Below are 15,175 nucleotides of genomic sequence, written 5' to 3'. Positions count from 1 at the left end.
ATCCGTTACCATCGCCGCACGTTTTTACACAGAGGCCAACATGTACATCTATCGATTGGTCCTGCTGCTGGTCGTCGGGATCTACCTGTTTTCCCCCGCCATCATGGATTGGTGGATCGACGCCACGGGCGCCTGGTATCGCCCGTATCTGCTGTGGCTGATCCTGATCGTCGTGACTTTCATCCTGCAGAGCCAAAAAGATGCCGATGAGCTTTAGCCTCACCCAGATGCTGCTGGTCAGCGCCGCCTACCTGGCCGCGCTGTTCGGGGTAGCCTGGATCAGTGAGCGCGGAATGATTCCGCGGGCGATCATTCGCCATCCGTTGACCTACACCTTGTCCCTCGGCGTCTACGCCAGTGCCTGGGCGTTTTACGGTACGGTGGGCCTGGCGTATCAGTACGGCTATGGCTTTTTGTCCAGCTACCTCGGCGTGTCCGGCGCGTTCCTGCTGGCACCGGTGTTGCTGTACCCGATCCTGAAAATCACCCGCACCTATCAGCTATCGTCCCTGGCCGACCTGTTTGCCTTCCGCTTTCGCAGCACCTGGGCCGGCGCGCTGACCACCATTTTCATGTTGATCGGCGTGTTGCCGTTGCTGGCCCTGCAAATCCAGGCCGTGGCCGACTCCATCAGCATCCTCACCCGTGAGCCGGTGCAACATCGCGTCGCCCTGGCCTTTTGCGCGCTGATCACCCTGTTCACGATTTTCTTCGGCTCGCGCCATATCGCCACCCGCGAGAAACACGAAGGCCTGGTGTTTGCGATTGCCTTCGAGTCGGTGATCAAGCTGATCGCCATCGGCGGCGTTGGCCTGTATGCGCTCTATGGCGTGTTCGACGGCCCGCAACAGCTGGAACTGTGGCTGCTGCAAAACCAGACCGCCCTCGCCGCCTTGCACACGCCCTTGCAAGAAGGCCCGTGGCGTACGCTGTTGCTGGTGTTCTTTGCCTCGGCAATCGTGATGCCGCACATGTACCACATGACCTTCACCGAGAACCTCAACCCGCGCTCGCTGGTCAGCGCCAGCTGGGGCTTGCCGCTGTTCCTGCTGTTGATGAGCCTGGCGGTGCCGCTGATCTTGTGGGCGGGCCTGAAACTGGGGGCCACCACCAACCCCGAATACTTCACCCTCGGCATCGGCATTGCGGCCAACAGCCCGGCCTTGGCGATGCTGGCGTATGTCGGTGGTTTGTCGGCGGCCAGCGGGCTGATTATCGTCACCACGCTGGCGCTGTCGGGGATGGCGCTGAATCACCTGGTACTGCCGCTGTATCAGCCGCCAGCTGAAGGCAATATCTACCGCTGGCTGAAGTGGACGCGCCGCGCGCTGATCGTCGCGATCATCATGGCCGGCTACGGTTTCTACTTGCTGCTGGGCGCCGGGCAGGACCTGGCCAACCTGGGCATCGTCGCGTTTGTTGCCACCCTGCAATTCCTCCCGGGGGTGTTGTCGGTGCTGTACTGGCCGACTGCCAATCGCCGTGGGTTTATCGCCGGGTTGCTGGCGGGGATCCTGGTGTGGATTGTCACCATGCTGCTGCCGCTGGTCGGCAACTTGCAGGGTTTCTACATCCCGTTGCTGAACATGATCTACGTGCTCGACGACACCAGCTGGCACATGGCCGCGATTGCGTCCCTGGCCGCCAACGTCCTGATGTTCACCTTGATCTCGCTCTTCACCAACGCCAGCCCGGAAGAAACCAGCGCCGCCGAAGCCTGTGCCGTGGACAACGTACGCCGCCCGCAACGCCGTGAGCTGCATGCGGCGTCGCCCCAGGAGTTCGCCACGCAGCTTGCCAAACCCTTGGGCGCCAAGGCGGCGCAAAAAGAGGTCGAGCAGGCGCTGCGCGATCTCTACCTGCCGTTCGACGAACGCCGCCCGTATGCCCTGCGCCGCCTGCGTGATCGGATCGAGGCCAACCTCTCCGGTTTGATGGGCCCGAGTGTGTCCCAGGACATGGTGGAAACGTTCCTGCCCTACAAGGCCGGCGGCGAAAACTACGTCACCGAAGACATCCATTTCATCGAGAGCCGGCTGGAGGATTACCACTCGCGCCTCACCGGCCTTGCCGCCGAACTCGATGCCCTGCGCCGCTACCATCGCCAGACGTTGCAAGAACTGCCGATGGGCGTCTGCTCCCTGGCCAAGGATCAAGAGATCCTGATGTGGAACAAGGCCATGGAAGAACTCACCGGCATCGCCGCGCAGCGCGTGGTCGGCTCGCGCCTGAACACCCTGGGCGAGCCCTGGAAAGAACTGCTGCAAGGTTTTATCAACCTGCCCGACGAACACTTGCACAAACAGCACCTGGCCCTCGACGGCCAGACCCGTTGGCTGAACCTGCACAAAGCCGCCATCGACGAACCCTTGGCACCGGGTAACAGCGGCCTGGTGCTGCTGGTGGAAGACCTGACTGAAACCCAGATGCTCGAAGACAAGCTGGTGCACTCCGAGCGCCTGGCCAGCATTGGTCGCCTGGCGGCCGGCGTGGCCCATGAGATTGGCAATCCGATCACCGGTATCGCCTGCCTGGCGCAAAACCTGCGGGAAGAGCGCGAAGAGGACGGCGAGATCACCGAAATCAGCGGGCAGATCCTTGAGCAGACCAAACGTGTCTCGCGCATCGTGCAGTCGCTGATGAGCTTTGCCCACGCGGGCGCCCATCAGAACCAGGACGAAGCCGTGTGCCTGGCCGAAGTGGCCCAGGATGCGATTGGGCTGCTGGCCCTGAACCGGCGCAATTTCGAAGTACAGTTTTTCAATTTGTGCGATCCCGACCACTGGGTCGACGGCGACTCGCAACGCCTGGCCCAAGTGCTGATCAACCTGCTGTCCAACTCGCGCGACGCAACGCCGCCGGGCGGTGCGGTACGCGTCAAGACCGAGGCTTTCGAGCACACGGTGGACCTGATCGTCGAGGACGAAGGCAGCGGTATTCCACAGAACATCATGGACCGATTGTTCGAACCCTTCTTCACCACCAAGGACCCCGGTGAAGGTACCGGTCTGGGCCTTGCACTGGTCTATTCCATCGTTGAAGAGCATTATGGACAAATCACCATCGACAGCCCGGCTGACACCGAAAGCCAACGCGGCACCCGTATCCGGGTGACCTTGCCGCGTCATGTCGAAGCGACGTCCGCTGTGAACTGAGACCGTCGAGAGAATTGAATCAATGCCGCACATTTTGATCGTCGAAGACGAAACCATTATCCGCTCTGCCTTGCGTCGCCTGCTTGAACGCAATCAGTACCAGGTCAGCGAAGCTGGCTCGGTGCAGGAAGCCCAAGAGCGTTTTAGCATTCCCACGTTCGACCTGATTGTCAGCGACCTGCGCCTGCCGGGCGCACCGGGTACCGAGCTGATCAAGCTTGGCCAGGGCACGCCGGTGCTGATCATGACCAGCTACGCCAGCCTGCGTTCGGCGGTGGACTCCATGAAGATGGGTGCGGTGGACTACATCGCCAAGCCGTTCGACCATGACGAAATGCTCCAGGCCGTGGCGCGTATCCTGCGTGACCGTCAGTCGGCCAGCAGTGCGCCGGCCGAACAACGCCCGGCCGGCAAAACCGCCGACAAGCCTGGGGTGGATAACAGCAACGGCGAGATCGGCATCATCGGCTCTTGCCCGCCGATGCAAGACCTGTACAGCAAGATCCGCAAAGTCGCCCCCACTGACTCCAATGTGTTGATCCAGGGCGAGTCGGGCACCGGTAAAGAACTGGTGGCCCGCGCCCTGCACAACCTGTCCAAGCGTGCCAAGGCGCCGATGATCTCGGTGAACTGCGCGGCCATTCCTGAATCCCTGATCGAGTCCGAACTGTTCGGCCACGAGAAAGGCGCGTTTACCGGCGCCAGCGCCGGGCGGGCGGGCCTGGTGGAAGCGGCGGACGGCGGCACCTTGTTCCTCGATGAAATCGGCGAACTGCCACTGGAAGCTCAGGCGCGCTTGCTGCGTGTACTGCAAGAAGGCGAGATCCGCCGCGTGGGCTCGGTGCAGTCGCAAAAGGTCGATGTGCGCCTGATCGCGGCCACTCACCGAGACCTCAAGAGCCTGGCCAAGATCGGCCAGTTCCGTGAAGACTTGTATTACCGCCTGCACGTGATTGCCCTCAAGCTGCCGGCCCTGCGCGAGCGTGGCGCCGACGTCAACGAGATCGCCAACGCGTTCCTGTTGCGCCAGAGCGCACGCATCAACCGGACCGACCTCAAGTTTGCCCCAGACGCCGAGCAGGCGATCCGGCATTACTCGTGGCCAGGTAACGTGCGGGAACTGGAGAACGCGGTCGAGCGTGCGGTGATCCTGTCGGAAAGCCCGGAAATTTCTGCCGAGCTGCTGGGCATCGATATCGAGCTGAGCGACCTGGACGACGACGATTTCATCGGCCTGGCCCCGCAACAGGGCGGCGGTAGCAATACCAGCCATGAGCCGACGGAAGATTTGTCACTGGAAGATTACTTCCAGCACTTCGTCCTTGAGCACCAGGACCACATGACCGAGACCGAACTGGCGCGCAAACTCGGCGTGAGCCGTAAATGCCTGTGGGAACGCCGCCAGCGCCTGGGCATTCCACGGCGCAAGACCGGGGTTGCCAGCGAAAGTTGAGGGGGTGCCCCCACAGGTAACACCCTCAGATGTGAAAAAACTGTTACCGCTGATTTTTCACGTAACAAAAGCCGGGGCTTACGGTAACGAAGCCCCGGCTTTTTTTCGCCTGCCAAAAGCGCAAAACCACCTTAAACCCCCGGTTTTGCTGGTCGGCGCAAAAGTTGGCACGCACCCTGCTATATGCTTAGTACAAAAACAATAACAAGCTTTGTACAAGACAATAAAAATAAGACGAATCGACTCACGCATAACAAAAACAACACGGCGGAGGCGCAGCTAACTGATTCTTTTGGAGAGGCGTTGCATTTGGGGCTTGCCCCGCAACCAGGCCGAGAACAACAAAAACTGCCCTAAGGCAGAGCCTGAACTGGTTGGATCGTAGATCAGCAACACAGCGACCAAAGCAATCCGTTTGCTCTTGACTCCCGATTGGGAGTGTCATGAAGGTGAAGCTTCATGGCGAGGGCGATCAACAAAAACAAAAAGCCCGCAACCCATAATAAAAATAGAGCACGCAACTACTTCTGGGGGAGCTTCGGCTCCCCTTGTAGTTTCCGGCATTTGGCGTTTCAAGGCTTATGGCGCAATGCCTGTAGCTTGTTCCTACACCATCCCCTGACTAAATGCTAGAATCCTCGCCCATCATGCGGTCATTCTTCGTTATGGCCGAACATTCCTTCAAACAGTGCATCCCATGCTGAAGAAGTTGTTCCAGTCATTCCGTTCTCCCTTGCGTCGTACGCAACACATTCGCAGCACGCCTGAGGTGCTTAACAGCAACCAGCATTCGTTGCAGCGCGCCCAGTTCAGCCGTTATGCGGTGAACATCGTCGAGCGCCTGCAGAACGCCGGCTACCAGGCTTACCTGGTGGGTGGCTGCGTGCGCGACATGCTGCTCAATATCACGCCCAAGGACTTCGACGTCGCCACCAGCGCCACGCCTGAACAAGTGCGCGCCGAGTTCCGCAACGCGCGCATCATCGGCCGTCGCTTCAAGCTCGTGCACATCCACTTCGGTCGCGAGATCATCGAAGTCGCGACCTTCCGCGCCAATCACCCGCAAAACGATGAAGAGGAAGACACCAACCAGTCTTCCCGCAACGAAAGCGGGCGCATCTTGCGCGACAACGTCTACGGCAGCCTGGAAGAAGACGCGCAGCGCCGCGACTTCACCATCAACGCCCTCTATTACGATCCGGTCAGCGAGCGCATCCTCGATTACGCCAACGGCGTACACGACATTCGCAACAACCTGATCCGCCTGATCGGCGACCCGACGCAGCGCTACCAGGAAGACCCGGTGCGCATGCTGCGCGCGGTGCGGTTCGCCGCCAAGCTGAACTTCGGCATCGAAAAGCACACCGCCGCACCGATCCGCGAACTGGCCCCCATGCTGCGGGAAATCCCCTCGGCGCGCCTGTTCGAAGAAGTGCTCAAGCTGTTCCTCTCGGGCTACGCCGCAGACACCTTCGAAATGCTGGTGGACCTGCAACTGTTCGATCCGTTGTTCCCGGCCAGCGCCGAAGCACTGGAACAGAACCCGACCTATACCCACACCCTGATCAGCGAAGCCCTGATCAACACCGACCTGCGCATCAAGCAGAACAAACCGGTGACCCCGGCGTTCCTGTTTGCCGCCCTGCTGTGGCCGGCCCTGCCCAAGCGCGTACTGCGCCTGCAAGAGCGCGGCATGCCGCCCATCCCGGCCATGCAGGAAGCCGCGCACGAGCTGATCGCCGAACAGTGCCAGCGCATTGCCATTCCTAAACGCTTCACCATGCCGATCCGCGAGATCTGGGACATGCAGGAGCGCCTGCCCCGCCGCAGCGGCAAACGCGCCGACCTGTTGCTGGACAACCCGCGCTTCCGCGCCGGCTACGACTTCCTGCTGCTGCGCGAAAGCGCCGGCGAGCAGACCGACGGCCTGGGCGAATGGTGGACGGATTACCAGGACGCCAATGACAGCGAACGCCGCGACATGATTCGCGACCTCGGCAGCAAAGGCGACGGCGAAGGCCCGAAAAAGCGTCGGCGCAGCGGTACCAAGCGCAAACGCAGCGCTGCCGACACCTCAGGCGAGTAAGCGTGGAACGCATCTACATCGGCATGGGCAGCAACCTCGCCGCCCCCGAGCAGCAATTGCGCAGCGCCGTCGAGGCGCTGGCGTTATTACCAGGTACCACGGTTGCCGGCGTGTCCGCGTTTTATCAAAGTGATTCCCTGCTCCCGGGCCAACCGCGTTACACCAACGCGGTGGCTGCCCTGGACAGCATCCTTGAGCCACTACTGCTGCTGGATGCGCTGCAAGCCATCGAGAACGACCAGGGCCGCGAACGCCTGGAGCGTTGGGGCCCGCGTACGCTGGACCTGGATATCCTGCTGTTCGGCGATCGCCTGATCGATGAGCCACGCCTGAAGGTGCCGCACTATCAGATGCACCTGCGGGCGTTTGTGCTGTATCCGCTGGCAGAACTGGCAGCCGACACACTGCAATTGCCTGATGGCCAACGCCTCAGCGACCTGCTGGCAGCTTGCCCGTTTGTCGGCCTGGAACGCCTGACTCAAGACTGACTCGGTCACTGTGGGAGCTGGCTTGCCTGCGATAGCGGTGGGTCAGCTACACAGACTTGGCTGACCCACCGCTATCGCAGGCAAGCCAGCTCCCACATTTAACCTCCAGCGTCTTCAGAAACGCCGTTCACATAGCTGAATCGCATCAGTAACACGGGTAACACCCCCCTCGTAACAATGCGGTAACACATCCAATTGACTTCCCGTGCCCTCCTCACGACTATAGGCGTCCCGCTGCCGCCAACCCGGCGCTAAAGGGCGCAATCCAGGCCTTATAAGCACTGCTCTCAAGACAGTGCGCCTGTATAAACGAAGACTCACGCGCGTTACTCGCTGTTTCCAAGCGCCTGAACGAGGACCCTTTTCATGCCAGACATTACCCTGACCACCTTGCAGAGCCTCAAGCTCAAAGGTGAAAAAATCACCATGCTGACCTGCTACGACGCCACCTTCGCCCATGCCAGCTGCCAGGCCGGGGTTGAAGTGTTACTGGTGGGCGACTCCCTGGGCATGGTTCTTCAAGGGAATGACAGCACCTTGCCTGTTACCACCGATGAACTTGCCTACCACACCGCCAGCGTCAAGCGCGGCAACGATGGCGCCTTCATCATCGCCGACCTGCCGTTCATGGCATACGCCACCCTCGAACAGACCTTCCAGAACGCGGGCAAGCTGATGCAGGCCGGCGCGCACATGATCAAGGTCGAAGGCGCCCTGTGGCTCGCCGAGTCGGTGCGCCTGCTCGCTGAGCGCGGTGTACCGGTGTGCGTGCACATGGGTTTGACGCCGCAGTCGGTGAATGTCCTCGGTGGCTACAAGGTGCAAGGTCGCAACGAAGCGCAGGCGCGGCAGATGCGTGCCGATGCCATCGCCCTGGAGCAAGCAGGCGCGGCGATGATCTTGCTGGAGTGCGTGCCTAGCGAGCTGGCAGCCGAGATCACCCAGGCCGTCAAGGTGCCGGTGATAGGCATTGGCGCCGGCTCCGCCACCGACGGCCAGGTGCTGGTGGTCCACGACATGCTCGGCCTGTCGATTTCCGGCCGTGTGCCGAAATTCGTGAAGAACTTCATGACCGGCCAAGACAGCATCCACGCCGCCCTGAGCGCCTACGTCAGCGAAGTCAAAAGCGTCACCTTCCCGGGCGCCGAACACGGATTCTCTGCATGAACACGGTAAAAACCCTACGCGAACTGCGGGCCGCTGTGACCCACGCCCGCAACGCCGGCAAACGCATCGGCTTTGTGCCGACCATGGGCAACCTGCACAGCGGCCACGCCACTCTGGTGACCAAGGCCGCGCAGCAAGCAGACTTCGTGGTCGCCAGTATTTTCGTCAACCCGCTGCAGTTCGGCGCCGGCGAAGACCTGGATACCTACCCGCGCACCCTGGCGGCTGACCAGGAAAAACTGCTGCAAGCCGGCTGCAACCTGCTGTTCGCGCCCACCGTCGAGGAAATGTACCCCGGCGGTACCACCGGCCAGACCCGCGTCAGCGTGCCACACCTGTCGGAAGGCCTGTGTGGCGCCAGCCGCCCGGGGCACTTCGAAGGCGTGGCGACCGTGGTGAGCAAGCTGTTCAACATGGTCCAGCCGGACATCGCAGTATTTGGCCAGAAGGACTACCAGCAACTGGCCGTGATCCGCGCCATGGTGCAGGACCTGAACATGCCGATCCAGATCATCGGCGAGCCCACCGTGCGCGCCGAGGACGGCCTGGCGCTGTCGTCGCGCAACGGTTACCTCAGCGAGGAACAGCGCGCCATCGCGCCGGTGCTGTACCGCAGCCTCAGTCAGATTGCCGCAGCCATCAGAGCCGGTGACCACGACTTCGCCAAGCTGCGCGCCGAACAGATCCAGCAGATCGAAGCCGCAGGCCTGCGCATGGACTACCTCGAAGTGCGTCAAGGCGTAAACCTGCGCCCGGCAACCCCTGAAGACCGCGATGTGGTGATCCTCGTCGCAGCCTACCTGGGCACAACTCGCCTCATCGATAACCTGCATCTGAACCTCAACTGACCCCCGCCTGTTGCCCTCCTTGCCGTGCCGGTATAAAAAAGTACCGGCCACAGCGCAGACAAAGCCAAGACAAGTTCACACGCTAGGTTTAATGTAATCGCCCTGCGCTCTTGGTTAGCGCTGTCTGGAACCCGCCGCTTGATGAGAGGCAGGACGTTCCGGGCTTTGAAGTGTCCTAAAGGCAGTCCCCGTAATAAAAGGAAACCCGCAGCGATGGCGTACTACCGCACTCCTCATGACGTTACCGCTCTGCCCGCCTGGCAAGCGCTCAATCAACACCGCCAAGCCATGCAGGATTTCAGCATGCGCGACGCGTTCAATGCCGATCCTCAGCGTTTTTCCCAATTCACCTTGAGCAGCTGCGGACTTTTCCTCGATTACTCGAAAAACCTGATCACCAGCGAAACCCGTGATTTGCTGGTGGCCCTGGCCAAGGAAGTCGACCTCAAGGCCGCGATCAACTCGCTCTATGCCGGCGAGCCGGTCAACTCCTCCGAAGGCCGCCCTGCCCTGCACACCGCGCTGCGCCGCCCGGTGGGTGACAAGCTGTCGGTCAACGGCGTGAACATCATGCCGGACGTGCACAAGGTGCTGAACCAGATCACTGACCTGGTCGGCCGCATCCACGACGGCCTGTGGCGTGGCTACACCGAGAAGCCGATCACCGACGTGGTGAACATCGGTATCGGTGGCTCGTTCCTCGGCCCGGAGCTGGTGTCCGAAGCGCTGCTGTCCTACGCCCACAAAGGCGTGCGCTGCCACTACCTGGCGAATATCGACGGCAGCGAGTTCCACGAACTGACCATGAAGCTGCGTGCCGAGACCACGCTGTTTATCGTCTCGTCGAAATCCTTCAACACCCTCGAAACCCTGAAGAACGCCCAGGCCGCCCGCGCCTGGTACCTGGCCCAGGGTGGCTCGGAAGCCGAGCTGTACCGCCACTTCATCGCCGTATCGAGCAACAACGCGGCGGCCGTAGCGTTCGGCATCCGTGAAGAAAACATCTTCCCGATGTGGGACTGGGTCGGCGGCCGTTACTCGTTGTGGTCGGCAATCGGCTTGCCGATTGCCCTGGCCATCGGTATGTCCAACTTCAAGGAACTGCTGTCCGGTGCCTACACCATGGACCAGCACTTCCAGAACGCCCCGTTCGAACAGAACATGCCGGTGCTGCTGGGCCTGCTGGGCGTGTGGTACGGCAACTTCTGGGGCGCGCAGAGCCACGCGATCCTGCCGTACGACCACTACCTGCGCAACATCACCAAGCACTTGCAACAGCTGGACATGGAATCCAACGGCAAGAGCGTGCGCCAGGACGGCACGCCCGTGTCCACCGATACCGGCCCGGTGATCTGGGGCGGCGTCGGCTGCAACGGCCAGCACGCTTACCACCAGTTGCTGCACCAGGGCACCCAACTGATCCCGGCCGACTTTATCGTGCCGATTGTCAGCTTCAACCCGGTGTCCGACCACCATCAGTGGCTGTACGCCAACTGCCTGTCGCAAAGCCAGGCGCTGATGCTCGGCAAGACCCGCAGCGAAGCCGAAGCCGAGCTGCGCGACAAGGGCATCGCCGAAGAAGAAGTGCAGAAGCTGGCGCCGCACAAGGTGATCCCGGGCAACCGTCCGAGCAACACCCTGGTGGTGGAACGCATCAGCCCGCGTCGCCTGGGCGCACTGGTGGCTATGTACGAGCACAAGGTGTTCGTGCAGAGCGTGATCTGGGGCATCAACGCCTTCGACCAATGGGGCGTGGAGTTGGGCAAAGAACTGGGCAAGGGCGTGTACAACCGCCTGACCGGTGCCGAAGAAGCCGTGGCGGATGACGCCTCGACCCAAGGCTTGATCAACTATTTCCGCGGTCGTCACCGCGGCTGATCCTGCCCATCCAGGGCCAACGTCCGTTTGGACGTTGGCCTTGAACCCTCCCCCCACAGCGTGCATCTTTATGACTTGTGCCTAAAACAAGAATAAGGACCGCTCATGTTCGATATCAGCACTTTCCCCACTGCCGATGCCGTGCGCCGCGCTGCGCAACTCAGCCAAGAGGACTACAGGCGCCTCTATCGCCAATCCATCGAGCAACCCGATACCTTCTGGGCCGAACAGGCCAAGGTTTTTCTCGACTGGGTCACTCCCTGGCACACCGTCCAGCAGTCGGACATCCACACCGGCGCTGCGCAATGGTTCGCCGGCGGCCAACTGAACGTCAGCTACAACTGCATCGACCGTCATCTGGCGCATCGCGCTGAGCAAACGGCTTTCATCTGGGAAGGCGACGATCCGACACACTCCTCCAACATCACCTACCGCCAACTGCACCAAAACGTCAGCCGCCTGGCCAATGTGCTGAAAGGCCGTGGCGTAAAGAAAGGCGACCGGGTGTGCATCTACATGCCGATGATTCCGGAAGCGGCCTACGCCATGCTGGCCTGCACACGTATTGGCGCGGTGCACTCGGTGGTGTTTGGTGGGTTTTCGCCGGATGCCTTGCGCGACCGCATCCTCGACGCCGACTGCCGCACGGTAATCACCGCCGACGAAGGCGTGCGCGGCGGCAAGCCGGTGGCATTGAAGCAGAATGTCGATAAAGCCCTGGCCAGTTGCCCGAATGTCAGCACCGTGTTGGTGGTGGAACGCACCGGGGCAAAGGTGAACTGGAGCGAAGGTCGCGACCTCAAGTATCAACACGCCCTCGACGCCGCCAGCGCCGACTGCCCACCCGAGCCGATGGACGCCGAAGACCCGCTGTTCATCCTCTACACCTCCGGCAGCACCGGCAAACCCAAAGGCGTGCTGCACACCACCGGCGGCTATCTGCTGCAAGCGGCGATGACCTTCAAGTACGTGCTCGACTACCGCGACGGCGAAGTGTTCTGGTGCACCGCCGACGTGGGCTGGGTCACCGGCCACAGCTACATCGTGTACGGCCCGCTGGCCAATGGCGCGACGTCGCTGATGTTCGAAGGCGTGCCGAGCTACCCGGACAGCTCGCGCTTCTGGCAGGTGATCGACAAGCATCAGGTCAACATCTTCTACACCGCGCCGACGGCCCTGCGTGCGTTGATGCGTGAAGGCCACGGCCCGCTGGAGAATACGTCCCGCGCCAGCCTGCGTTTGCTCGGCAGCGTGGGCGAGCCGATCAACCCCGAGGCCTGGGACTGGTACTTCAACGCCGTCGGCGAGCAGCGCTGCCCGATTGTCGATACCTGGTGGCAGACCGAGACCGGCGGCATCATGCTCAGCCCGCTGGTCAGCGCGCAGCGGATCAAACCGGGCTGCGCGACCCAGCCGATGTTTGGCGTGCAACCCGTGTTGCTGGATGAGCAAGGCAAGGTCATCAACGGCGCCGGCAGTGGTGTGCTGGCGATCAAGGCCAGTTGGCCCGGGCAGATCCGCAGCGTCTACGGCGACCCGCAGCGCATGATCGACACCTATTTCAAACCCTACCCCGGCTACTACTTCACCGGCGACGGCGCGCGGCGCGATGAGGACGGCGACTATTGGATCACCGGGCGCATCGACGATGTGATCAACGTCTCCGGCCACCGCATCGGTACGGCTGAAGTGGAAAGCGCCCTGGTCCTGCATGACCTGGTGGCCGAGGCCGCCGTGGTGGGCTACCCCCATGATGTCAAAGGCCAGGGCATCTACGCCTTTGTCACCCCGATGAATGGCGTCACGCCCGACGATGGGCTAAAAAAGCACCTGCTGGAGCTGGTCAGCAAGGAAATCGGCAGCTTTGCCAAGCCGGAACTGATCCAATGGGCGCCTGCCTTGCCGAAGACCCGCTCCGGCAAAATCATGCGCAGGATTTTGCGCAAGATCGCCTGCAACGAACTGGACAGCCTCGGTGACACGTCCACCCTGGCCGATCCCAGCGTGGTGGATGGCCTGATCGACAAACGCCTGAACCGTTAGGAAAACCTGAGTCGCCATGGAATTTATCCGCAGCCGTATCGAAACCCAGTTGATGAGCCTCACGGGCTTGTCACTGGGCCAACTGGACCTGGAAAACCCCAAGGGCGACCCCGGCCTGTTCGGGCCGGACTCGGTCAGCTGGCAAGTCCATGGCGACTTCAGCAGCATGTTGATCGGCGGTATCAGCGCCTTGATGCTGCAAGCCTTGCACCCGCTGGCCCTGGCCGGCGTGTGGGATCACTCGAACTTTCGCCAGGACATGCTCGGGCGCTTGCGGCGCACGTCGCAGTTCATTTCCGGCACCACCTTTGGCTCGCGCAAGGACGCCGAATGGTTGATCGAAAAGGTGCGCACTATTCACCTGCAAGTGGTTGGCCATGCACCGGACGGCCGGGCGTATGCGGCCAGCGACCCGGAGTTGCTGACCTGGGTGCATGTGGCGGAAGTGAGCAACTTCCTCGCCGCGCACCTGCGCTACCGCAACCCGCACCTTTCCGGGCGTGACCAGGACCGCTACTACGCCGAAATCGCCTTGGTCGCCGAACAACTCGGCGCGCGGCATGTTCCGCGCTCGCGGCAGGAAGTGTCGGATTACCTCGCACGTATCCGCCCACAACTGCTGTGCGACGAGCGCAGCCGCGAGGTGTTGCGCCTGCTGCTCGATGCCCCGGCGCCAAGCACCTTGGCCAAGCCGTTTGGCGCGCTGATGATGCAGGCCGGGATCGATCTGCTGCCGGACTGGGCCAGCGCCATGCTCGACCAGCACCAGAGCCCGCTGCAACGCCAGATGATCCGTGCCGGGGTCAAGCGCAGTGCGCCGTTGCTGCGCTGGGCGATGCGCAACGGTTCGGTACAGCGGGCGCATCGGCGGATGGGTTTGATGTAGGCCAGGCCCTATAACTGCTAAACTCCGCGCCCACATTTACCCCCATTCCTTAAGCAAGGCGCGCTCCATGTCTCCCTTGAATCAGGCGCTGCGCGCCGCCCTCAATCATCGCCAAGACCTGATCAACGAGCTGCACGCCCAAGGCACCGACTGCTACCGCTTGTTCCATGGCAGCCAGGAAGGCGCCGGCGGCCTGACCATCGACCGCTACGGCCCGCAATTGCTGGTGCAGAGCTTCCACCAGGCGCTGCAAACCGACGAGTTGCTGGACCTGCACCAGTTGATCAACCAATACATCGGCCTGGAATTGCTGCTGGTGTACAACGACCGTTCCCGTGGCAACTCGCGGATCGATCGCGAAGACACGGTGTACCGCGCTGATCCGGCAGCACTGGAAGACCTGGTTGGCCACGAATGGGGTCTCAATTACCGCGTGCGCGGGCGACATGCCGGGCAGGACCCGCTGCTGTTTCTCGACCTGCGCAACACCCGCGGCTGGGTCAAGGCCCACAGCGCCGGCAAAAGCGTGCTGAACCTGTTCGCCTACACCTGCGGCGTCGGCCTCAGCGCGGCGGCGGGCGGTGCCCGTGAGGTGTGCAACCTGGACTTTGCCGAGGGCAACCTGGCGGTCGGTCGCGAAAACGGTGAGCTGAACCCGCAATTGGCGACCATGGAATTCGTACAATCCGACTACTTCCCGGCGATCCGCCAGCTGGCCGGCCTGCCCATTACCCAGCGTCGCGGCCAGAAACTGCCGAGCTATCCACGCCTGGAGCAGCGCCAGTACGACCTCGTATTGCTCGACCCTCCGGCTTGGGCCAAGAGCGCCTTCGGCACCGTCGACCTGTTGCGTGACTACCAAAGCCTGCTCAAGCCCGCACTGCTCGCCACAGCCGACAATGGTGTGCTGATCTGCTGCAACAACCTGGCGAAAGTCAGCATGGATGACTGGCGCGAACAGGTGCTGCGCTGTGCGGAAAAGGCCGGGCGCCCAGTACGCGACTGGAAAATCATGACGCCGGGGGCGGATTTCCCTTCACAGGATCAGCAGCCTCCGCTGAAAACGCTGATACTGCAACTGTAGGACGTGTCTCAAAAGCCCTGCCCTTCGGAACCGAAATCCCGTGCCATACTCCAAGGCACTCCTGTTTGACATAGATGGCGCCGCCCC

11 protein-coding genes are annotated in these 15,175 nt (G+C 61.8%); all 11 read left to right on the top strand.

The annotated features are described in order from the left end of the window. Positions 1-40 precede the first annotated feature (40 nt). Complete coding sequence (locus tag J1G37_RS23270) at positions 41-217, top strand: hypothetical protein (protein ID WP_003176118.1); 177 nt, start codon at positions 41-43, stop codon at positions 215-217. Then, entirely contained in the window at positions 201-3,155 is a 2,955-nt protein-coding gene (locus J1G37_RS23265; RefSeq protein WP_207045582.1) for a sensor histidine kinase, read from the top strand. Before J1G37_RS23270 ends, J1G37_RS23265 begins: the two co-directional genes overlap by 17 nt. Positions 3,156-3,177: 22 nt before the next feature. After that, entirely contained in the window at positions 3,178-4,608 is a 1,431-nt protein-coding gene (locus J1G37_RS23260; protein ID WP_207045580.1) for a sigma-54 dependent transcriptional regulator, read from the top strand. 697 nt (positions 4,609-5,305) lie between these two features. Next, complete coding sequence (locus tag J1G37_RS23255) at positions 5,306-6,694, top strand: polynucleotide adenylyltransferase PcnB (RefSeq protein WP_017734147.1); 1,389 nt, start codon at positions 5,306-5,308, stop codon at positions 6,692-6,694. Between the two features lie 2 nt (positions 6,695-6,696). After that, positions 6,697-7,182 (top strand): 2-amino-4-hydroxy-6-hydroxymethyldihydropteridine diphosphokinase, encoded by a 486-nt coding sequence (gene folK, locus J1G37_RS23250; RefSeq protein ID WP_207045578.1) that lies wholly within the window; start codon positions 6,697-6,699, stop codon positions 7,180-7,182. A 366-nt stretch (positions 7,183-7,548) separates the two neighbouring features. After that, positions 7,549-8,349 (top strand): 3-methyl-2-oxobutanoate hydroxymethyltransferase, encoded by an 801-nt coding sequence (panB, locus tag J1G37_RS23245; protein ID WP_124527747.1) that lies wholly within the window; start codon positions 7,549-7,551, stop codon positions 8,347-8,349. Then, a complete protein-coding gene (panC, locus tag J1G37_RS23240) occupies positions 8,346-9,197 on the top strand; it encodes a pantoate--beta-alanine ligase (protein ID WP_207045576.1) in 852 nt (283 codons plus the stop codon). The genes panB and panC overlap by 4 nt, the downstream gene beginning before the upstream one ends. Before the next feature lie 213 nt (positions 9,198-9,410). Next, on the top strand, positions 9,411-11,075 hold the full coding sequence (gene pgi, locus J1G37_RS23235) for a glucose-6-phosphate isomerase (protein WP_207045574.1): 1,665 nt from the start codon (positions 9,411-9,413) through the stop codon (positions 11,073-11,075). Positions 11,076-11,180: 105 nt separating this feature from the next. Next, on the top strand, positions 11,181-13,118 hold the full coding sequence (gene acs / locus J1G37_RS23230; RefSeq protein WP_207045572.1) for an acetate--CoA ligase: 1,938 nt from the start codon (positions 11,181-11,183) through the stop codon (positions 13,116-13,118). Positions 13,119-13,134: 16 nt separating this feature from the next. Further along, entirely contained in the window at positions 13,135-14,004 is an 870-nt protein-coding gene (locus J1G37_RS23225) for an oxygenase MpaB family protein (protein WP_017735558.1), read from the top strand. Between the two features lie 67 nt (positions 14,005-14,071). Then, entirely contained in the window at positions 14,072-15,088 is a 1,017-nt protein-coding gene (locus J1G37_RS23220; protein WP_207045570.1) for a class I SAM-dependent methyltransferase, read from the top strand. Positions 15,089-15,175: the final 87 nt, after the last annotated feature.

It is taken from the genome of Pseudomonas sp. Marseille-Q1929 (assembly GCF_017316265.1).
Classification (GTDB): Bacteria; Pseudomonadota; Gammaproteobacteria; order Pseudomonadales; family Pseudomonadaceae; genus Aquipseudomonas.
Note: the sequence above shows the minus strand (reverse complement) of the source record. Positions and strands in the feature narration are given on the sequence as shown.